Consider the following 19,895-nt stretch of genomic DNA (forward strand, 5'->3'; position numbering starts at 1 on the left):
GCCCTCCCCTGCCGGAGTGGGGGTAATCGCCGTTACCAGGATGAGCTTGCCGTCCTTCTTGTCCTTAAGCTCGTTGTTAAGGTAGTTGTAGTCTATCTTCGCTTTGTACTTTCCGTACTGCTCAATATACTTCTCGGGAATACTTAACTTCGCTGCGATTTCATTAACATCATAGGCGTGTTCGGGATAAACCGCTTGGGCGATATCAATGTCTGAACCGATAAACTTCTTCACCGCGTCTGAACCTTTTGCCATACTGTTCACCTCAACTTTAGTACAATTAGCCCTGATCAGGGCAATGCGCCAACGGCGCGACCACAATACAAAAAGGGGGACGATTCCAAAGACCTCGTCTCTTGGAAATCAGTCCCCTCATCTTACTTACACAACGAGACGAGATTACCATCGGTAACGATCTTGGCAACTTTCTCCGCTTTATTGAGAGCGTAGAAGTGAACGCCCTGAAGGTCAGTCTTCAAGTAGCTCTTTACTTCGTTGATTGTGTATTCCATGCCGTATTTTTCAAAATCCGCCGCGTATTTCTTGGTAAGATCGTCGTACTGTTTGAGGGTTTCTTCGGAAGAACTCTTGGGCGGGGGCGGGGGCGGGCTGTATTGACCGACGATCCGTGAAAGTTCCACCGGAATGGCGCCGGGAATTGTCATGTCGATAGCATTTCTGCGGGAAAGAATCGGCATAATGCCAATAACAAAGGGGAGTTTGATGCCGGCCTTGCGGCACTGGGCGACCCACTTTTCATAAGCAGGGATATCATGACAGGTCTGGCACATAACAAGCTCAGCGCCCGCATCCTGTTTCGCCTTGAGGTAGTTGATGTCGCTTTCAAAGCTGGAAGCAAGGAGATGCCTTTCGGGATAACCTGCGGCGGCAAAACATATTTGAGGGAATTCCTTGTGTAAAAAGCTGATAAGCTGGTTTGCGTGCTCAAATTCGCCGCCGGTGGATGACTTGATGTCCCCGGTGACCGGATCTTTCTGAAAATCGCCGCGCATGGCAAGACTATTTTCAAGCCCCATGGCCACATATTCCGCAAAAATCGCCTTTAACTCGGCGGCTGTTTTCCCAATACACGTAAAGTGGGTTACACAATTGACTTTGTGGTCAACGATGTATTTGCAAATTTCCTTTGACTCGCCCACATTGGTGCCCATGGCGCCATAGGTGCAGCTAATAAAATCCGGCTTTAATTGGAATAATTGGTCCAGCTCTTTTTGCAGCTTCGGAATACCATCCTTTTCTTTGGGTGGAAACACCTCAAATGATAGGGTCTTCTTATTTTTCAGAATCTCCGCTACTTTCATTTCCCTCTCCTCTCTTTTAAACTTTTAAAACAGGAAAAAATCCCGTTGTTTACAAAATTTTATATTCCCAGCTTCTGTATGATCTCCCCCAGCGCCTTTTTGATAGGAGAATCCTCCGGCAGGGTAACCAGGGCTTTGCCGTCGGCGTCGAACTTGTACACCGAATCGTCCATGGGGATCACCCCAATAAGGGAAAGTTTCTGTTCCGCAATTTCGTCCAGCAGCCCCTGCTCCAGCTTCCCCCCTGGGGCGCGGTTCACGATGAGACAGACCTTGTTGGCCTTAAAATCCAACTGTTCTATCATCTCGGCAATGCGGCCCGCAGCCTGTATGCCCCGCCGGGAACAGTCGCTTACCAGGAGTATCAGATCCACCGGGGGCAAAATTCCCCGGCTGATATGCTCCAGCCCCGCTTCGTTATCTACTATTAAATAGTTGTAATTCTGATAGTACTTCTGGAGCTGATCCCGGAGAAGATCGTTTACAAAGCAATAGCAACCCTTACCCTGGGTCCGGCCCATGACCAGCAAATCGTAATTGTCCAGCTCCACCAAAGCTGCGCTAAAGCGGAAATTAGCGTATTCCTGCTTTGACATCCCCGGTGGTATGGGATTTTTTTCGGCAAATTCCGACTTGGCAATTTCTTCGCGTATATCCCCAAGGGTTATGGTCGTTTCCACCCCCAGGACTTCATTCAGATTAGAGTTTGGGTCGGCATCCACCGCCAGGATGGGGCCTTTCCCGGTCTGGGCGAGGTAATTTAAGAACAAACCACAGAGCGTGGTCTTTCCCACACCGCCTTTCCCAGCCATGGCAATGCTATAAGTCATGTTCCCTACTATAATACTACTCGGTTTATCTGTCAACCGCCGCTTATCGAGCTTTTTTTATATATATATTCCGAATTGGCCTTGACGGTATGGCCTTTTTAGGTTTTATTCTATAAATATATGGTCTCTTCATTTAGGTCCTCCCAAGAGGTATTCGACTGGTTAAACCGGTTTGTAAACCTTGAGGCGGGCCAAAAACCTAGCAGTTTCCGTCCCGAGCGGATGGAACTTATCGCCGCAGTGGCGGAACACCCCGAATTGTGCGCCCCCTCTTTCCACGTAGCGGGTTCCAAGGGCAAAGGATCGGTTACGGGGATGCTCAGCTCGATCCTGGAGGCAGCGGGGCATAGTGCCGCCCAATACGTATCCCCCCATGTAGCGGATTTCCGGGAACGGATAAGCCTTAACCGCGCTTTCCTTGACGAAAAGGTCTACATTGAGGCGGGGAATGAGCTGCGGGACCTGACGAATACCCTGTCGGATACGTCGAAGGCCGAGTACCGCATCTTTACCGGGGATGCCCCGGACGACGCCCCCCCTACTTACTTTGAACTTTTAACCCTGTACTTTTTCCTCTGCGCCCGGATTGTCCGCTGTAACGCCATGACCGTGGAGACCGGCATGGGGGGCAGGCTGGACCCCACCAACATTGTTGATCCCCTTGTCACGATAATCACCGTCATAGAGTTGGAGCATACGGAATTTCTGGGTAATACCATTACTGAGGTAGCCTGGGCGAAGGCGGGGATCATCAAGCGCGGGAAACCGCTTATCCTGGCGGAACAGTGCGACGAAGCCCTGGCGGTTTTCCGGAAGACCGCAGCGGAAAAGAATTCTCCCCTGCTCTACTTCCCCGATATTGCGGAAATCAGGGATCTTACAATCCGGGACGGTGGTACGGATTTTACCCTGTCCTTTAAGACCGGTGGATTTTTTTCCGAGCCCCTGAAACTGAGCGTAGGCATACCCGGCGCCGTGCAGGCCCTGAACGCGGGGCTTGCGGTTATCGCCTTAAAAACCGCCTACCCTTCCCTGGATGCAGAAACCATACGCCAGGGACTCAGCAGCTTTACCCTGCCTGCCCGGTTTGAAAGGCTGGGCGCCGGAAAACCGCCGGTAATCATCGACGGGGCGCATACGGAAAAAAGCGTGGAACTCTGTGTGAACACCTTTACTGCACTTTACGGTGAAGGGGGCATATTCATCTTCGGGTGCGCCGCCGGGAAAAACGCCGAAGCCATGGCGGCAATACTAACGCCACGGTTTTCCAAGATTATCATCACCACCCCGGGGACTTTTAAAATAAGCGACCCCAAGGGCGTCCACGAAGTATTTGCGAAGGAACTGCAAAGACAGGGCAAGGCGGCCGCTTCCACGCCGGAGTTGCTGTTTATACCGGAAACGAAAAAGGCTATAGACTACGTTTTGGAAGAAGGCCGGAAGAAATGCCTGCCTGTTTTAGGGACGGGATCGTTTTACCTGGCGGCGGAGATACGGGCGCAGTTCAAGGCGGACTAGAAGGATAGATTCATTTCTCCTCATCGTCGGCCATCATGGAGCGGCCCCTTCGTAACGCTGCGTTGGGGAACTTCTTGTTGATTTCCAGGATATATTTTTCCAGGTTCCGCTCTTTTTCGTTGACCGTATCAAATAGTTCTCCCTGCCGGGGGGCGTTTCCGGTTTCCAGGTTCAGAAGCCCTGCGCCGATGAGCCGCACTCCCCTGCCGCTTTGGTACTTCCGGTGAAATAAAACGGAAAGATGGTCAAACAGTTCGTCTATGGTCCCAACTGGGCGCGGAAAAGTTTCCCGGGCGCTTTCGGTGGAAAAATCTTCGTAGCGGATCTTTATGGAGACCGTCCTGCTCTGCCAGCTTTGATTCAAAAGGCGGAACATGAGGGTTTCACAAATTTCAAACAGGGCGGTCTCTATGGTAAATTCATCGTAGAGATCGTAGGGGAAGGTGCGTTCGGCGCTCATAGAATGGGTCCCCCGCTCGTTCTCAAAGGCTTCCGCCGCCTCTCCACGGACCGCGCGGTACAGAAAAAGACCGAAGGCGGCGCCGAAGATGGACCGTAGATTTTCTAAAGACAAACGGTGAATGTCTTCGCAGGTTTTAAACCCATACTTCCTGAACTGTTCCTGGGTTTTGTTTCCGGCGCCCCAAATTTTGCTAACCGGAAGGGCGCACATGAATCCAGCCTCCTCTCCTACAGCAACAACGGACATACCGTCCGGCTTAGACATGCCCGAGGCAATTTTGGCGACATACCTGTTGGAAGCAAGCCCCAGGGAAACCGTAAGTCCGGTCTTCTCCCGAACCACTTCCTTGAGTTTAGCCCCAAGCTGGGCCGGAGGACCCAATAGTTTTTCTGTGCCGGTAATGTCCAGGAACGCTTCATCAATAGAAATCTGCCTGACATCGGGGGCAAAATCCGCAAAGACCGCCATGACTTCCGCCGATTTTTCCCGGTAGCGATTCATGTTCCCCCGCAGGTATATTCCCTGTGGGCAGAGTTTATACGCCTGGGCTACGGGCATGGCGGAGTGGATCCCGAATTTCCGCGCCTCGTAGGATGCGGTGGACACCACGCTGCGCCGATCCCCGGGCAAGCCGCCTACAATGACGGGCTGCCCGCAGTATTCAGGATGATCTAACTGTTCAACCGATGCATAAAAGGCATCAAGGTCGGCATGGATGTAGTAGGGCATGGGGCGAAATAAGTTCCCCTACTCCACCTTGAACCGGGCCAGTTCCGCAGTAAGGGTGTTGATGTGTTCCTTGTTGTCCCCGCTGATGGTGTTTACCCGGTTTATGGCGATATTGATCTGATCTGCCCCGGTGGCCATTTCATTTACGCCGTTGGTTATCTCCTGGGTTACCGTTTCCAGGTTTCGGCTTTCGTTGATCACTTCCTTGCTGCCCGTAAACATCTCCTGGGAGCCCTGCTTTACCTGCTGGGTGATGTCGTTCAGCTTGGCGATGGCGTCCAGAATCTGCTTGCTCCCCTGTCCCTGCTCCTCCATGGCGTTACGGATCTGCGCCTCCTGATCCGATACGGTCTTCACCGCCGCGTCTATGGCGCCAAAACGGTCAAGAACGGTGTTTGTCGATTTTGTTATCTTGTCTATGGCGTCTTTTATCTTTTTCAGGGTGTCCGAGATGATCTTGGACTGCCGGCCTGAGTTTTCCGCCAGTTTACGGATCTCGTCGGCCACCACCGCAAAGCCACGCCCCGCTTCGCCTGCGTGGGCCGCTTCGATAGCGGCGTTCATCGAGAGCAGGTTGGTCTGGCTGGCGATATTCTGCATCACCGAGTTGATCTCCAGGAGGCCCTCGGACTCCCTGGCTATTTCCTGAATATCCGCAGAGACACCCTGGAGCCCCGTGCGGCCTACCTCGGAGGCTGCGGTTAGTTCTTCTACGTTTTCAGCGTTCCGCTTCAAGGTCGCCGTAACGCTCTGAATATTGGCAAGCATCTCCTCAATGGCCGATGATGACTGGGCCACACTGCCGGTCTGTTCTTCCACCTGGCCGCTGAGCTTTTCAATGTTGATGGTTACCTGCTCCATGGTAGAACCGGTTTCAGTTACCGAGGCGGACTGGTTTATCGCCTGGCCCTTGATACTCTGGATGTTGGCGGTGATCTGGTTTATCGCCGCAGCGGTTTCGGTCATGTTGCTTGCAAGCTCACTCCCGATATCAGAAAGTTTTATGGAATGTTCCTTTATGGCAACGATCATGTTCCGTATCTTGTCCAGGGTTTGGTTAAAAAATGATGCCAGGGTTCCAATCTCATCCATTCGTTTAATGGTGATGCGCCTGGTTAAATCCCCTTCGCCTTCGGATATTTCCTTAAGGATGGCACTTACCGCTGCAAGGCGGCGGAAAATCCTCCCCATAAATACGATGGTAATCACTATGCCGATGGCGGATAAAACTACCGCCAGGATTATCTGCCGCAGGGTCTGCGTTTCTATCATTTCAATGAGACTTTCCGCTTCAAAATCACAGCCGACGATCCCCACCATATCCCCCCGGGAATTGAGGATGGGGGCATAGGTCGATATCATCCAGCCCCACTCAGCCTGCTGGGTCATACCGCTGCTCTGGGCAAGCTCGGTCCGCCAAGTCCTCTCGAAGGCAGGATCGTAGCTTGTGGTGTCCTCCTCAAAGCCCAGGGGGGTAAAATTTTCCGCATCAGTCGGGGGAGCGCTCCCGTCAATTATGTACCGATAAATGCTGCCCTCTGCGGGCGCCATGGTATACAGAAACTCGGCCACCGTGTCTTCCTTTATTGCAAACAGCTTGAGTCTGACTTCCTCATAAAAGGGATCATTTGCGTCCAGGGTTTTGGTCAGGCGCTCAAAGGAATCCCCATCGATCAGAGCGGCAGCCTTGTCGGTAATGGTAGTCCCCTGGTCAATAAAGACGGAGGACGCCACAGCCATGCTTTCCCGCAGGGCCATAATCGTGATAATTGCGCTTAGGGCTACAATAAAAATCGCAAAAAATACGACAAATTGGGTTTTTAGGGATATGACCTTTTTCATACAAGCTCCTTAATTATGGAATCTTATCATTTCTTTACAGTTTTTGGAAGAAGTATTTGAATTGTCTTCTTGATATATGATAGCATATACGCTATCATATGACCATGGGAAAGGATGTTTTAGCAAATCCAAAAAATGTAAAATTTGTGGATTTGTTACAAATTTGTACAGAAAATTTTGGAGGACAAGAATGGTAAAAAATAGTTTAATTGACAAATATACGTATCGGGTAGAATGGTCTGCAGAAGACAATGTTCATATAGCGCATTGTCTGGAATTTCCATCGTTAATGGCGCATGGAAATACGGCCGGAAAGGCATTAATGGAAATTGAAAAGGTAGTAACGGAGAGCATAAAATGGATGGAAGAAGAAAACGAACTTATTCCGGAACCATTTGGACTAAAAAAATTCAAGGGGAATTTGACTTTAAGGGTACCATCGGAAATACACAAGAATTTGGTCATAAAATCAGCTGAAGAAGGGGTTTCATTAAATCAATACATACTATCAAAGATTTCATGATACATTTATAAATTTAATAAAAGAATTAAAATTAGGTTTAATAATAAAAATAGAAAAGAAAATAGAAATAAATAAAGAATGGTTTAAAAAAATATAAATTCCGGACGCTGCCTACCGAAGCGGAATGGTAATATGCCTGCCTATTGGCGCAGGACCCCATCGGCCCCGAGCTGGGTACGGAGCGTATAAACCGGGGCGGCGCCTGGTCATCCTCCGCAAAGTCCCTGCGTTCCGCCTACCGGTCTTTCAATACCACGGTTACGAACGGTAATAACCTGGGCTTCCGGATAGCCCGATCCGCGGAATAAACAACAGAATAATTTTCAGTACTCAAATTCACTGTCGCCGATAAACTCCCGGAGTATGCTCTGTCCGGGCACATACTGGGGCGGGATGGGGGCGAAGTTTTCCAGAAAAGCCAGGAGCCGCACCGTTTCTGCGTATTCCGGCATATTGGGTTTTACCCTGCGGAGCTGGGGTTCGGCGATAAACTTAAGCGCCGCCAGCTCATAGTCCAGGGCGGAGTTAAAGACCATGTCGGCCCCTTCCTGGAAGGGAAAAATGTGTTTCCGTTCCCCAGCCTGAACGCTGGGCCACATCCTGATGGTTGCCGCGGCATCCTTGCCCCGGAACTGATAGTCCCGGACTATGCGCCGCAAAAGACGGTTGTCGCTGGTGGGGATACGGTTATGATCGTCCAGGTTAAGCTGGGTAAGAGCGGAAATATAGACCTTAAACTTATTACTCTGATCTATCCGGGATGTCAGAGCGTCGTTAAGGCCGTGGATACCCTCGATGATCAGCATGGACCTTCTGCCCATGCTGATCCGTTTACCGTTTCCCTTTGCCCGGGGCCGGCCTGCGACAAAATCAAAACCGGGAAGCTCCACTTCCCCGCCGTTAAAAAGGGTAAGGAGCTGTTCATTCAGCAGGGAAACATCCAGGGCTTCCAGACATTCAAAATCCGGCTGGCCATTTTCATCCAGGGGGGTCTTATCGGTACCCACATAATAATCATCCAGGCTGATGGCTATGGGATCTATGCCCAGGACCTTAAGCTCTACGGAAAGCCGCTTGGCGGTAGTGGTCTTCCCGGAGCTGGAAGGCCCGGCAATTAACACGGTCTTAACAGAATCCCTGCGCGCATAGATACGGTCGGCGATTGCGGCGAGCTTTTTTTCCTGGAAGGTTTCGGCAATGCGGATATATTCCCGGATAGTCCGATTGGCAACAAGACTGTTAAGATGCCCCACCGCATGGACCCCGATGATGCGCCCCCACCGTTTGTATTCATGGTACACCGAAAAAAGCCCGGGCTCATCCTCAAAGGGATCGATTTTTGGAAAACGGCCTACCCCGGGGAAGCGGAGGAGAAACCCTTCCTGGTAGGGCAGAAGCTCAAAAACAGAAAGTATACCGGTGCGGGCAGCCAGGGGTTCAATGTAGAGATCCGAAAAGCCCTTGCATTGGTTGACCCGGATTCTGGATTCACTGCGCTGTTCCAGGAGCATCCTGGTATCGGTCTGTTTGTTCTTCTCAAACTGATCCAGGGCATCCGTATAGGCCATGTACCGGCAGGTAATGGGGATATCCTCCCGGATCAAAACATGCATCTTTTCTGTCAGAGCTTTAATTTCATCGGCGGATGGGGGTTTTTCGTCCGCAAAGGTATAGAAGTAACCATTTCCCAGGGAATGGCCTATCCGGAGATTCCGGCCGGGAAAGAGTTCCTGCCCCGCCAATGCCAGGAGAAAGGCCAGGGAACGGCGATAGATCATGGCGCCTTCGGTACTGTTTGGAAAAATTGGTTCAAGGACGGCGTTGATCTCTATCCGTACCGACAGGGGAAGTATCTGGTTGTTAATCTTAACCGCCAGTATCTCTACCCCGGGAAGAAGTTCCGGAAGCAGATCCGCCGCCGAAGTACCCGAGGGAATGCGGCGGGGAACAGGGGGTGTACCGGCATCATCATTGGGGTTAATAAAGCGCAGTTCTACTTCATTCATGTTCAGGCCGTAGATCTCCCAGGTATTCTTCTATCAAATCCAGCTTTAACTGCCGCAGCTCTTCGGTGATAGAAACTTTGTAGAGGTGGGGGTTAAGGAGCCGCTTGTAGCTGTTGTCAAATGTTTCCAGCTCCGCTTTGGTATGACGGCGGATCTCCTCCAGGGAAGGCTGGGGCGATGTTGGCTCGCCATTTTCCAGCCGGAGTTTGAGCAAGGGCTCTGCTGCCCCATCCAGGGTATGATAGAAATGGCGGTAGTCCGCCGAGGGATGCCAAAAAACATAGCGGTTCCCCCGTTCCGGGGATTTCGTTAGTCCATCGTTCTCCAGGCTCAATACATCCGCCACGGACATACCCTGGTTATCCCTGAGCCGCCAAACCTGTTTAAGCCCGGGGTTGGTGGTCTTCTCGGGGTTGTCCGAAAATTTAATAGCAGGTATCAGCTTTCCGGAAGCGTCTTCCCGGACGGTAAGTTTATAGACCCCCGTAAATGCCGCTTCATCACCGCCGGTAACCATCCGGGTCCCCACTCCCCAGGAATTGATGGGCGCCCCCGCATCGGTAAGGGTCTGGATGATGCTCTCATCCAGATCGTTGGAAACAGAAATCTTCGCGTTGTTAAAACCCGCCTCATCAAGGCGTTTCCGTACCTGAACCGAAAGGTAGTGAATATCCCCGGAATCCAGACGGACCCCGAAGTTTTTCCCCTTCGCCACCACCCGTTTGCCCACCTTAATTGCGTTAGGCGTCCCGCTTCGCAGGGTATCGTAGGTATCAATAAGAAATACCGGAAATTCGGGGTAGAGATCCGCATAGGCCTGGAATGCCTCTTCCTCGCTGGGGAAAGCCATGATCCAGGAATGGGCCATGGTTCCCAGGACGGGAATACCAAATTCCTTGCCCGCAAGCACATTGGAGGTACCGGCCGCGCCGCCGATAAATGCCGCCCGGGAAGCGGACATGGCCCCATCCGGACCCTGGGCGCGGCGGAGGCCGAACTCCATCACCGAGCCCTTGCCCGTGGCAAGCCATACCCGGGCGGTCTTGGTGGCGATGAGACTTTGGAAGTTGATTATATTGAGGAGCATACCCTCGATGATTTGACATTCGATGAGCCCGCCGGAAACGCGGATCAGTGGTTCCTGGGGAAAGATCACCGTACCTTCATCCATAGCCCAGAGAGACCCGGTAAATCGGAAATCCCGGAGATAATCCAGGAAGGGTTTCTCAAAAAATTTGAGGCCCTCCAAATAGTCGATATCTCCGGCGGAAAAGGAAAAATTCTGCAGGGCTTCCAGAAGGGGGCCCAGGCCGGCAAATACGGAAAAACCCCCGCCAAAGGGGTGACGGCGGAAGAACATCTCGAAGACCGCCCGCTTATCCATTTTATTCTTCCAATAACCCTGGGCCATGGTGAGGGAATAAAAATCCGTAAGCAGGGCCGAGTGTATCATCCCAGAATTTCCTGGGTTGTTATGAAGGAAATCCCTGCGCCCCGCATAAGGCTCGTGGCCTGTTTCACCGAACCTTCCGGCACATTCACCCCACAGACCGCATCGGAAAGGACAACCACCTGATACCCCAGACGCACGGCGTCCATGGCGCTATAGAGAACGCAGTAATCCGTGGCGAGCCCGCCGATAAAGATCTGCTTAATATCCAGGCCCTTCAAAAATCCATCCAGCCCCGTTGAGGTGTACCGGTCATTTTCAAAAAACACCGAATAGGAATCCAGATTCCCCCGATAGCCCTTACGGATAATCAAATTCACATAGTCCAAATTGAGCTCGTCATGAAACTGAGCGCCTTCACTGCCCTGGATACAGTGATCCGGCCACATTACCTGCTGTATCGCCGGGAGGGCATATTCCTGTATCGGGTCCCGCCGGTGGATCCCGGGGTTTTGAACCGATTCCGGAACCGGGAGGAGAATTATCTCATTCACTTTTTTACCCGGGTGGGACGACGCGAAAGAACTATGATGAGCCGGGTGCCAATCCTGGGAGGCAATAACCTTGTTTCCGTCATGGGCAAATCTTTTTGCCGCCAGGTTGAGGGGTTCAATGACCTCATAACCCCGGCTTACCGCTAAAGCCCCGTTGGGCCTTTGCTTCCCATCCTTCCCGGTATAGGCGGGACAAAAATCGTTCTGCACATCAACCATTATCAGGGCGGCTTCCCCAATATCGATAGCCATACATTCTCCTAGCCCTTATAATACAACAATGACTCAAAATGTAAAAGGGCAATTAACCATCGCAGCCTGTGCATTCTTCTGGAGCACCGCCGGGCTATTCATCAAAATAATCAACTGGCATCCCATGGTAATTGCGGGAATACGAAGTCTTTTCGCCGCCCTTTTCATGATAGCTGCGGGGCGTATGGGGCGGCGGAAGCGCTGGGGCAAAGCTCCCCGCCCGGCTTTTTTTGGGGCCGCCCTCAGCTACGCAGCTACCATGATCCTCTTTGTTGCTGCCAATAAGTTGACCTCCTCGGCCAACGCTATTCTTTTACAATACAGCGCCCCCGTATGGGCAGCCCTCTTTGGGTGGATCCTGGCGAAGGAAAAACCGCAGACCGGGCACTGGATCGCCCTGGGAGCGGTCCTTGTGGGACTGCTCCTCTTTTTCAGGGAAGGCCTCGCGGGAGGCTCCTTCCTCGGAGACTGCCTGGCGGTACTTGCGGGGATTAGCATTGGGCTGTACTCGGTTCTTATGCGTATGCAAAGGGAGGGAAATCCGGCGGACGCCTTGATTCTTTCCCACTGGTTCACCGTTATTGCCTGTATCCCCTTTCTGTTTATCGCCCCCCCGGCGCCTACGGCGGGGAATATCCTGGCGATCCTCTTCCTGGGAATAGTGCAGAACGGCGCTGCCGGGCTGCTTTTTGCCTATGGAATCCGGCGGGTCCGGGCGGTACAGGCCATGCTTATCGCCGTGGTAGAACCGGTTATGAATCCGGTCTGGGTTCTAATCGTTACCGGGGAAAAACCCGGCGTTTTTACCCTTATAGGAGGGGGCATCATCGTTACTGCGGTGATCCTTTCATCAATCACCGTAAAAGAGGGAAACGCCAAAACCTAGCCCACTTCTACCCTGTTCTTCCCACCCTCTTTGGCCTTCCGCAGGGCTGCTAAAGCCCGGTCGATCACCTTGATTTCGTCCTCAGCCTCAAGGCGGGTGGGGGCTTCGGCAATACCAATGCTGGTGTGTATGGAAAGGGTTACCGGCTCCCTGCTTTCTTCAGAACTTGCCACGATAATTTTCTGAATAGACACCAGCTCTCGGACCCGTTCGGCGATACTTTTTGCCACTTCTACATTTACATCGGGCAAAAGTATGGCGAATTCATCCCCATCAAGCCGGGCGCAAATGTCTCCGGTGCGCATTATGCCCCGGATTACATCCGCCACGGTAACCAGTATCCGGTCCACAGCGTGGGAACCGTAGCGGTCATTTATCTCATGGATATTGTCCAGATCCATCACCATGAGGGACATCTTCCTCAGTTCTAGGGAGCCGTTTTTAATCCGCTCCTTGATGGAATTATCCAGGAAACGGCGGTTATAGAGCCCGGTAAGATCGTCGGTAATGGCCCGGCGGCGGGCAGTTTCCCCCCAGCTCATCAGGTCCCGCAGATGCTGGGCGGTTCTGTCCAGCCAGATATTCTGGACCCCGGCAATGGCAAAGAGCATCTTTACACCGATCATGGGATGCATATAGATGATACGGTAGAAATCAAGGGCTTGGAGTACCACCAGCTCCGAATCTTCCTTGGCGCTGATAGTGGCTGACCGGGGTTCGTTGGCGATGATGGACATCTCCCCAAAAAAATCCCCCGGGGGTATGCTGAACATATAGCGGGGGGTTCCATCGGACTGGGCAACAAAGGCGCTCAGATCCCCCGAAAGAAGGACGAACATCTCCTCCCCCGCATCCCCTTCATTAAAAATAACGGCGCCCCGTTTTATAGGCCGACGTTCCAGAAAAGTAGTGACCGCATTAAATTCCAGATCACTGAGGCTCGAAAAAAGCGGGGAATTGATCAGCACCGGGTCTGCAAAAAATGGAACTAATTCACCGTTATTCCCACTGGTTTGATCGCTCATTTCACCGCTCCCCGTTGATAATGGACAATGTGGTTTCCCCCATTCTGTCTGGCTTCACGCAGAAGGGAAAAATTACCCGTGAAAAAGGATTCCCAAAGGGGCTCATCCTCAGGCCAGACTCCATAGGATATGGTAGCAGAAAAAGTATAGGCCTCTTCCGTTCCCTTGAGAGGAAGGGGCTTAAAGGCGTTGATAGCCGCAGCCACTTCTTTCGCTATCTCCTCCGCCTGGCTGTGGCTGGTCTTATTCATCAAAAGACCCACCTCATTGCCCTTAAAACGCAGGGCATAACCCCGGCCAAGCCGGCGGACTATGTTTTTTAATACCATGGCAATCCGAACCATGGTTTCGTCCCCTACGGCATTGCCGTAGGTATCCAACAGCTGCTGAAACCGGTCCGGTTTCAGGATGATCAGGGCAGTAGGGACCTCCAGGAGCTGGTTCAGCTCAGCGGTCAGGTAGGATTGCCTCCAGAGTCCGGTCACGGGGTCTTCATAGGCCCTGCGATTCAGCTCCTGGACCCAGGATATGTTCTCCACAATAACCTTTTGAATCCGTTTGATACGGCTGGTGAGCATCAAAATCGATCCCAGAAGTACCCGGGATACCGCAGCGGGGTCTTCCCGGGCAAAATCTTCCAGGGTGATACCATAGGCGGGAAAGAGGATCACCACCGAATCCTTTGCCGCTTCGGCATTGGCATCGAAATCCCCACGCCGGGCAAAGTCAAAGTCTCCGATGATATCCCCGGAGGTAAACCGGGCCATTTCATCGATACCGCCTTCCTCCTGGGACCGGAAGATACGGATTTCACCCTCCAAAAGCAGGTAAAAATGTTCCGCCCTTTCACCGGCGGAAAAAAGCCTGGCTCCCCTACGCAGCTGCAATATGCTCGAATGGTTGGCAGCAATTTCCCGCTCCATTTCGAGGAGGGCGGAAAAAATTTCCGCCTGCAATATGGGGGAAGAATCCAAGTCTAGTGGAGCCGTTGGTTTATTCATTTCCTGTCCTCTTTTCCCGCAAGTATACCACAAACGTCAAAAAAGCTACAACACAGCCACAGCCGGCGAGCGAACTTTTTTAGGGGCTTACTAGGGGCCGCTAATACCATTTAGAAGGAACAGCGGGACAGGGGTGAGGATGCGGTCGGTTAACTGTCAATAAACCAGTCGCCGTCGGATATGGTATTGCGATCTATGCCCGGGTCAAACCCTGCGTTATCGTTGATGCGGATAGAGTAAAGCCTGCCGTCTTTGGCGCGTTCGTACATTGCACACCCGGCAAAGTTGATAAACCCGTCTTTTAAGGCAGTCTTTCGTACAACAATGGTCCACTCTGTACAGCAGGTTACCCCATCATCGCAAAATGTTTCAAAACGAACATAGTTATTCCAGGGAACATTTACCATAATGCCATCGTATACCTTACGCAGGGCTTCTTTCCCGATAAAAAGCGGTTCCGCTTCATCAGGCCGGTAGCCGCCATAGTGAACATCTTCGGTACACATGGCAACAATGTTATCAATCGCCTCGGAGGAACGGTAATTGTGCAGCTGTTCGTAGTAGTAACGCACAGCCCCGGTCATAACCGCAGGACTCGCCCAACTATTAACAACGGGACGAAAAATCGGTTTCCGGTAAGGAATAGCCCCGGGCAGAAATTGATAGAAGAAATATATGCGCATTCCTTCAAGTTTATCTTCCCCTATTGGGTCTGAAAAAATGGTCATGGGCACCTTGCTGACACCACCCTTGGCAAGATGAAAATGAATCTCCAACTCATTACAGATATGTCCGCCGGCAATAGTCTGAATAACAGGATGAACCTCCGCTTTTGTTGCCTTAAAATCCTTGAGCCAATTTTTTGCAAACCGGTTAATTTCCGCAGTCCCTTCAAAATGTCCGTTAGGGGCATCCAGAAAAACTGTTTTCTTATATATCGTTGACTCATTAAAATATTTTTTTGCGTCGAATTCCCCGGTGCAAATTTCACGCAAAAATTTTAGATCCAGTGTGTTCGGATCAACCTTATATTTATTTTTAGAATACTCCTCTTTAAAATGTACCACTTGCATAAATTTCTCCTTGTAAACACAATTTTGGCTACCAGCCGATTTTATCATCCAGGAACGGGAACATGGCTAAGAGCCGGTAAATCAAACCGCATTCAATACGGAAAGCCTCCACTACCAGGGCGCCGCGTTTAAATTCCCGTGTTTGCGGGTCCGCAACATTATTCTCCATCATACAATAGCTGACTATGGTACCGTGTTCCGGATCAACAACCGGATAGCGGCGGTTTTCCTGCAAAACATCCCAGCGGAACGTAGTATTATGCTTAAAATCTCCGCGGAAAGAATGCAGGTGATTTGTGGTACGATACCCTTCCTCAAAACGCTGCACATCCGGATGGGCGGGTAATTTTTCAATTGGCTTTAAGCCCGAAGCGCAGTCCCAATAATTATCAATGAGCGCTATCATTTCTTCTTTGGTACTGCGTTCCCCCTCCGGCACATACCAGCCAAAGTTCGGGTCCGGCAGAACAATGTCTTTCTTCAACGCAGGGAAACCCCGCAGCTGCCGATCATTGACCAGTTCTTCCAATTCGATAATTAAGCTGTTTTCGACTTTAATTCTGATGATAACCGTTGCCCAAAACGCATAGAGCTGCTGTGGAATATACCGGGTTACGCTGTTATCCGAAAGCATATTGGTGAAGGTACCGAAAAAAACCGCTTCCCCGGTGTCCGGATCGGCGAAGGTCTGCCGTTCTTTTATCAGCAGGGTGTTCTTCCAAATCTGTGTGTCGCCTATTTTTACGGTTTCCCCGTTATTGGTCATTTTCAATTTAGGCGATACCGGCGCATTTTCCGGTTTTTTATCAATCAACGCTTCAAGATACGTATCCATGGCGAGTAAAAGAGCCTGCCGCTTCTTTGCCCTCTCGTTCATACACTACTCCTTTTTACCGCGGTTTTTAGTCACATCAATGAACACTGCCAACAACAGAATTGCGCCCTTAACCACAAGCTGGGTAAAACTGGTTACCCCCAGCAGCGTTAAGCCGTTGGAAATACAACCCAAAAGTACTACCCCCACGAAGGTACCAACCATGCTGGCCTTACCGCCGGCAAGGGACGCGCCGCCTAAAACGACCGCCGCAATGGCATCCATCGGCGTTGTCTCCCCGGTTGCCGGAGCGCCGGTGCCGACAATGGCGGCGTTACAAAGCCCCGCCACACCCGCCAGGGTACTTGCCAAAATATAGATGGCGGACGAAACAAACATAACATTGATGCCGGAATAGTGGCTTGCCATTACATTGCCCCCCACCGCATAGGCTTTCCGTCCAAAGGTGGTATACCGCATAACAAAATACATCAATATATAAAGAATGATGAGAATATATACCACCACCGGTATGCCAAAAATCCGGCCCTGCCCGATAAAACGAAAACTTGTATCGAAGATCGGTATGTTTACACCCTTGTTGCGCAGACGGGCTAGACCACGCAATACGCTCTGCATACCAAGGGTCACAATCAGGGGATTCATCTTAAGGGCATTGATCATCCCGGCGTTTATAAAACCGCACAATACACCGATTAAAAAACCGCCGATTAGCCCTATTACCCAATTGTTTGTTAGCTGAATAATGTAGGCGGTATAAACCGCCACTATGGCCATAACCGAACCAACGGACAAATCCAGGTTACCGGAAAGGATTACCAGGGTAATACCGGCGGACGCAATTCCCAGAACCGACACCTGCTGCAGCAGATTTACCATATTGGAAACCGTCATAAAGTAGGGCGAAAGAATGGTAAAGACAACAAACATAGCAATCAAACTGACAAGAAGCATGGTAAGACTGCTCACTTGGCTTAGACTGAATTTATTTCTTTGGAGGCTATTCGTTTGTCCCGCACCATCCTCTGCTTTATTAAACAACGCCATTATTTTTCCTCCGTCAAATTAATTGCCGCACGCAGTAGTTTTTCCTGGGTGGCTTCTTTTTGTCCAAAACAAGCGGTAACCATACCTTCACATACGGTATAAATACTATCCGCCATACTGAGCATTTCCAGCATATCGGACGAAATCATCAAAACGGCGATCCCTTCCTTACAGAGTTCCTGCACAATCTGAAACAGTTCGTATTTAGCGCCAACATCAATACCGCGGGTAGGTTCGTTAAACAAAATAATGCGGGGTTTATTTTCTATCCATTTTCCCAGAATTACCTTCTGCTGGTTCCCGCCGGACAGATTCCCCGTCACCGTGTTAATGGAGGGCGCTTTTATCTTAAGCTTATCCATCCATTCCCCCGCGGATTTTGTAAGGCCTTTCCAGTTCATAATGCCATAACGGGAAAAAGTGGAAAAGTTGGCCATGCCGATATTATCACGGATGGTGTGGATTAAGGATAATCCGGTGCCGCGCCTGTCTTCAGATATATATACTACCCCGCTCTGAATGGCGTGTTCCGGATTTTTTGGTATATAGGGTTTACCAAATAATTTTATTGTTCCGGTATGCACGGTTTTTAAGCCAAAAATCAAACGTAATATATCATCCTGCCCATTGCCCGCCATGCCATATAGGCCGACAATTGAGCCTTTCTGAACCTTCAAGGAAACATTGCGCAGAGTCCGGGTACTTACCTTGTCCAGTTCCAGAACCGTATCGCCTTTTTCAATATCGATCTTTGTATAGAATTGCTTCATTTCACGGCCGACCATCTGGGCAACCAGAGCGCTTTTGTCAAAGTCCTTTTTCTCAAAACTGGCCACGGACGATCCGTCCCGGAGAACCACGATACGGTCGCAGATTTCAATCAACTCATCAAGCCGGTGGGAAATAAAAATGAAGGATATGCCATCGGCATGGACACGGCGGACAATGTCCATCAACTTAGCAACGTTATCAATACCCAAGGATGATGTGGGTTCATCCATAATAATAACCCGGGAATGCGTAGAAATTGACTTGACGATTTCCACCAGCTGCTTTTCCGCCATATGGAGCGACGACATCAACGCGGTAGGCGGGATGTCAAGGTTATACCTCGACATCAGCTCCTTAACATCCCTGTTGAGCCGTTTCCAGTCAACAATGCCGTGGGTAAGGGGGTACCGGCCAAGGAACACATTTTCTGCGACGGTCAGATTATCGAGGTTACTCAATTCTTGATAGATAATACTGATACCGGCGCGAATACTCTGTTCAGGGCTTCTAAAATCGACTCTCTCGCCAAGGTAATATATCTCTCCGGAGTCCTGGTGATAGACGCCGGAAATCATTTTAAGCAAGGTGGATTTCCCCGCGCCATTTTCCCCGCAAATACCGACAATCTCATTATCATGCAGGGTAAAACTGATTTTATTTACCGCGTGTACACCCGGAAAGGATTTATCAATATCCACCAAACGCAATATTTCTTTGCCTAAACCAGCATTGCTGTTACCGTCGTTTTCCATAGGCTCCCCAAATTCGGCAGCCATGAACTGCGCCATGGCTGTCTTCGTTACTTTTACTGAACTTCAAAGGCATACGGACGCCAATCATCAATGGTATCCTTTGTTACCCAGAAAAATTCACAATACAAAAGACCGGGTTCTACTTTTTCCCCTCGGAACCAGGGATCAAAGGCTTTTTCAAACAGCGGCTTAGCGTAAGAATCACCGGGGAAGTAATAGGTTCCTATCCAGACTTGCGGATAGTCAATCATATATTGAATCGTTGCCTTGTCGGATATATGATAACTCATGACAAGCGCCTGATCCAACCTGTTTGATGTAATAAGAGAGTTCATAGCGCCCTGGGCTCCCGAGGAATTGAAAAAGGTGGGAATAAGAATTTTCTTTGCATTCGGATGGGATGCGAGAGCGTTGGTAATGTCGGTGGTGGCTTGCAGCAGATCAAGCGCGCAGTCTACCCATAGAAAATCACTATCCTTCAATTTCGGCCAACGCGCCTTAATTGCAGGATAGATAGCCTCGTGCATACGAATGCGGTTACCGGTTCCGACTTCTGTCGCTTCCGTAAGGATAACAAAGTCAATATCCGTATCTTTGCCCCATTTTGCTTCAGCGGCTTCAATGAGGCGCTCTGCACCGGCCATGCCCTGATCATATTCGTTATCGACCACCGTAACATACTGTGACTCCATTGATCCGGTAAACGCCGCATGGATCCCTGCGGCATCGCACATATCCTGCACAGTTTTCTGCATGGCTACGTCAATGGTATAGACGAATATTACATCTACCTTCTGTTGAATGTATGCCTGAACAGCGGCCATACATTTTTCGTTGTCATTCTCGTACACCGTGTACATTGTTTTGTACCCGCGCTCTTTGGCAAATTTTTCGATGGCGACCCTTACGTTAAGATTACCGCCCGTTGCTTCCAGCAGCACGATGGCGATGGTGAACTGCTTTTCACCGGAGTCCGAACCGTTTGCCGTTCCTTTATTCCTGTTACAGGCAGTCAAACCCATAATAAGGAAAACTGCCGTAAAAGCCGCAACTATCCATTTTCTCTTCTCCATTTT

The 19,895-nt window shown here is 50.5% G+C and carries 19 protein-coding genes; 4 read left to right on the forward strand and 15 right to left on the reverse strand.

The window, feature by feature from the left end; all coding sequences use genetic code 11:
* From TPRIMZ1_RS18525 to TPRIMZ1_RS0105690, 3 genes are all read right to left on the reverse strand, one after another.
* The coding region (locus tag TPRIMZ1_RS18525) for a formate--tetrahydrofolate ligase (protein ID WP_010256201.1) at positions 1-255 on the reverse strand (255 nt) is incomplete at its 3' end.
* Positions 256-377: 122 nt separating this feature from the next.
* Positions 378-1,322, reverse strand: coding sequence for a methylenetetrahydrofolate reductase (locus tag TPRIMZ1_RS0105685; RefSeq protein ID WP_010256205.1), 945 nt, complete (start codon positions 1,320-1,322; stop codon positions 378-380).
* Positions 1,323-1,381: 59 nt separating this feature from the next.
* Positions 1,382-2,152 (reverse strand): carbon monoxide dehydrogenase accessory protein CooC, encoded by a 771-nt coding sequence (locus TPRIMZ1_RS0105690; RefSeq protein ID WP_010256208.1) that lies wholly within the window; start codon positions 2,150-2,152, stop codon positions 1,382-1,384.
* A 120-nt stretch (positions 2,153-2,272) separates the two neighbouring features.
* On the opposite strand from TPRIMZ1_RS0105690, the gene TPRIMZ1_RS0105695 reads away from it, so the two are divergent.
* A complete protein-coding gene (locus TPRIMZ1_RS0105695) occupies positions 2,273-3,670 on the forward strand; it encodes a bifunctional folylpolyglutamate synthase/dihydrofolate synthase (protein WP_026043550.1) in 1,398 nt (465 codons plus the stop codon).
* A 10-nt stretch (positions 3,671-3,680) separates the two neighbouring features.
* Here the strand turns inward: TPRIMZ1_RS0105695 and dinB are convergent, their stop codons facing one another.
* Both dinB and TPRIMZ1_RS0105705 read right to left on the reverse strand, forming a co-directional pair.
* Positions 3,681-4,862: a DNA polymerase IV gene (gene dinB / locus TPRIMZ1_RS0105700; RefSeq protein ID WP_010256213.1), complete on the reverse strand. Its 1,182-nt coding sequence runs from the start codon at positions 4,860-4,862 to the stop codon at positions 3,681-3,683.
* Between the two features lie 18 nt (positions 4,863-4,880).
* A complete protein-coding gene (locus TPRIMZ1_RS0105705; RefSeq protein ID WP_010256217.1) occupies positions 4,881-6,704 on the reverse strand; it encodes a methyl-accepting chemotaxis protein in 1,824 nt (607 codons plus the stop codon).
* A gap of 190 nt (positions 6,705-6,894) precedes the next feature.
* Here TPRIMZ1_RS0105705 and TPRIMZ1_RS0105715 point away from each other — a divergent pair, with 190 nt between their 5' ends.
* Together TPRIMZ1_RS0105715 and TPRIMZ1_RS20430 are read left to right on the forward strand one after the other, a co-directional pair.
* Positions 6,895-7,227, forward strand: coding sequence for a type II toxin-antitoxin system HicB family antitoxin (locus TPRIMZ1_RS0105715; protein WP_010256220.1), 333 nt, complete (start codon positions 6,895-6,897; stop codon positions 7,225-7,227).
* Positions 7,228-7,370: 143 nt separating this feature from the next.
* A complete protein-coding gene (locus TPRIMZ1_RS20430; RefSeq protein WP_010256222.1) occupies positions 7,371-7,535 on the forward strand; it encodes an SUMF1/EgtB/PvdO family nonheme iron enzyme in 165 nt (54 codons plus the stop codon).
* Positions 7,536-7,550: 15 nt separating this feature from the next.
* Here the strand turns inward: TPRIMZ1_RS20430 and TPRIMZ1_RS0105725 are convergent, their stop codons facing one another.
* From TPRIMZ1_RS0105725 to TPRIMZ1_RS0105735, 3 genes are read right to left on the reverse strand one after another with little or no spacing between them, the layout of a single operon-like run.
* Positions 7,551-9,233: a nucleoside kinase gene (locus TPRIMZ1_RS0105725; RefSeq protein WP_010256223.1), complete on the reverse strand. Its 1,683-nt coding sequence runs from the start codon at positions 9,231-9,233 to the stop codon at positions 7,551-7,553.
* Complete coding sequence (locus tag TPRIMZ1_RS0105730; RefSeq protein WP_010256225.1) at positions 9,226-10,686, reverse strand: nicotinate phosphoribosyltransferase; 1,461 nt, start codon at positions 10,684-10,686, stop codon at positions 9,226-9,228. The genes TPRIMZ1_RS0105725 and TPRIMZ1_RS0105730 overlap by 8 nt, the downstream gene beginning before the upstream one ends.
* Positions 10,683-11,429, reverse strand: coding sequence for a nicotinamidase (locus TPRIMZ1_RS0105735; protein WP_010256226.1), 747 nt, complete (start codon positions 11,427-11,429; stop codon positions 10,683-10,685). Before TPRIMZ1_RS0105735 ends, TPRIMZ1_RS0105730 begins: the two co-directional genes overlap by 4 nt.
* A gap of 28 nt (positions 11,430-11,457) precedes the next feature.
* Here TPRIMZ1_RS0105735 and TPRIMZ1_RS0105740 point away from each other — a divergent pair, with 28 nt between their 5' ends.
* Entirely contained in the window at positions 11,458-12,315 is an 858-nt protein-coding gene (locus TPRIMZ1_RS0105740) for a DMT family transporter (protein ID WP_010256227.1), read from the forward strand.
* Here the strand turns inward: TPRIMZ1_RS0105740 and TPRIMZ1_RS0105745 are convergent.
* The 7 genes from TPRIMZ1_RS0105745 to TPRIMZ1_RS0105775 form a co-directional block, all read right to left on the reverse strand.
* The gene (locus TPRIMZ1_RS0105745; protein ID WP_010256228.1) at positions 12,312-13,340 is read right to left on the reverse strand and encodes a GGDEF domain-containing protein; all 1,029 of its coding nucleotides are present in this window, start codon (positions 13,338-13,340) and stop codon (positions 12,312-12,314) included. The two genes, TPRIMZ1_RS0105740 and TPRIMZ1_RS0105745, sit on opposite strands and share 4 nt — an antisense overlap.
* Positions 13,337-14,341, reverse strand: a complete 1,005-nt coding sequence (locus TPRIMZ1_RS0105750; protein WP_010256229.1) for a diguanylate cyclase domain-containing protein — start codon at positions 14,339-14,341, stop codon at positions 13,337-13,339. The genes TPRIMZ1_RS0105745 and TPRIMZ1_RS0105750 overlap by 4 nt, the downstream gene beginning before the upstream one ends.
* A 149-nt stretch (positions 14,342-14,490) precedes the next feature.
* Complete coding sequence (locus TPRIMZ1_RS0105755; RefSeq protein WP_010256230.1) at positions 14,491-15,414, reverse strand: hypothetical protein; 924 nt, start codon at positions 15,412-15,414, stop codon at positions 14,491-14,493.
* Between the two features lie 28 nt (positions 15,415-15,442).
* Positions 15,443-16,291, reverse strand: a complete 849-nt coding sequence (locus TPRIMZ1_RS0105760) for a hypothetical protein (protein WP_010256231.1) — start codon at positions 16,289-16,291, stop codon at positions 15,443-15,445.
* A 3-nt stretch (positions 16,292-16,294) separates the two neighbouring features.
* Entirely contained in the window at positions 16,295-17,296 is a 1,002-nt protein-coding gene (locus TPRIMZ1_RS0105765; RefSeq protein WP_051004285.1) for an ABC transporter permease, read from the reverse strand.
* The gene (locus TPRIMZ1_RS0105770) at positions 17,296-18,843 is read right to left on the reverse strand and encodes a sugar ABC transporter ATP-binding protein (protein WP_051004286.1); all 1,548 of its coding nucleotides are present in this window, start codon (positions 18,841-18,843) and stop codon (positions 17,296-17,298) included. Before TPRIMZ1_RS0105770 ends, TPRIMZ1_RS0105765 begins: the two co-directional genes overlap by 1 nt.
* A 29-nt stretch (positions 18,844-18,872) precedes the next feature.
* On the reverse strand, positions 18,873-19,892 hold the full coding sequence (locus TPRIMZ1_RS0105775; RefSeq protein ID WP_010256237.1) for a sugar ABC transporter substrate-binding protein: 1,020 nt from the start codon (positions 19,890-19,892) through the stop codon (positions 18,873-18,875).
* Positions 19,893-19,895: the final 3 nt, after the last annotated feature.

This window comes from Treponema primitia ZAS-1, assembly GCF_000297095.1.
Taxonomy (GTDB): Bacteria; Spirochaetota; Spirochaetia; order Treponematales; family Breznakiellaceae; genus Termitinema; species Termitinema primitia_A.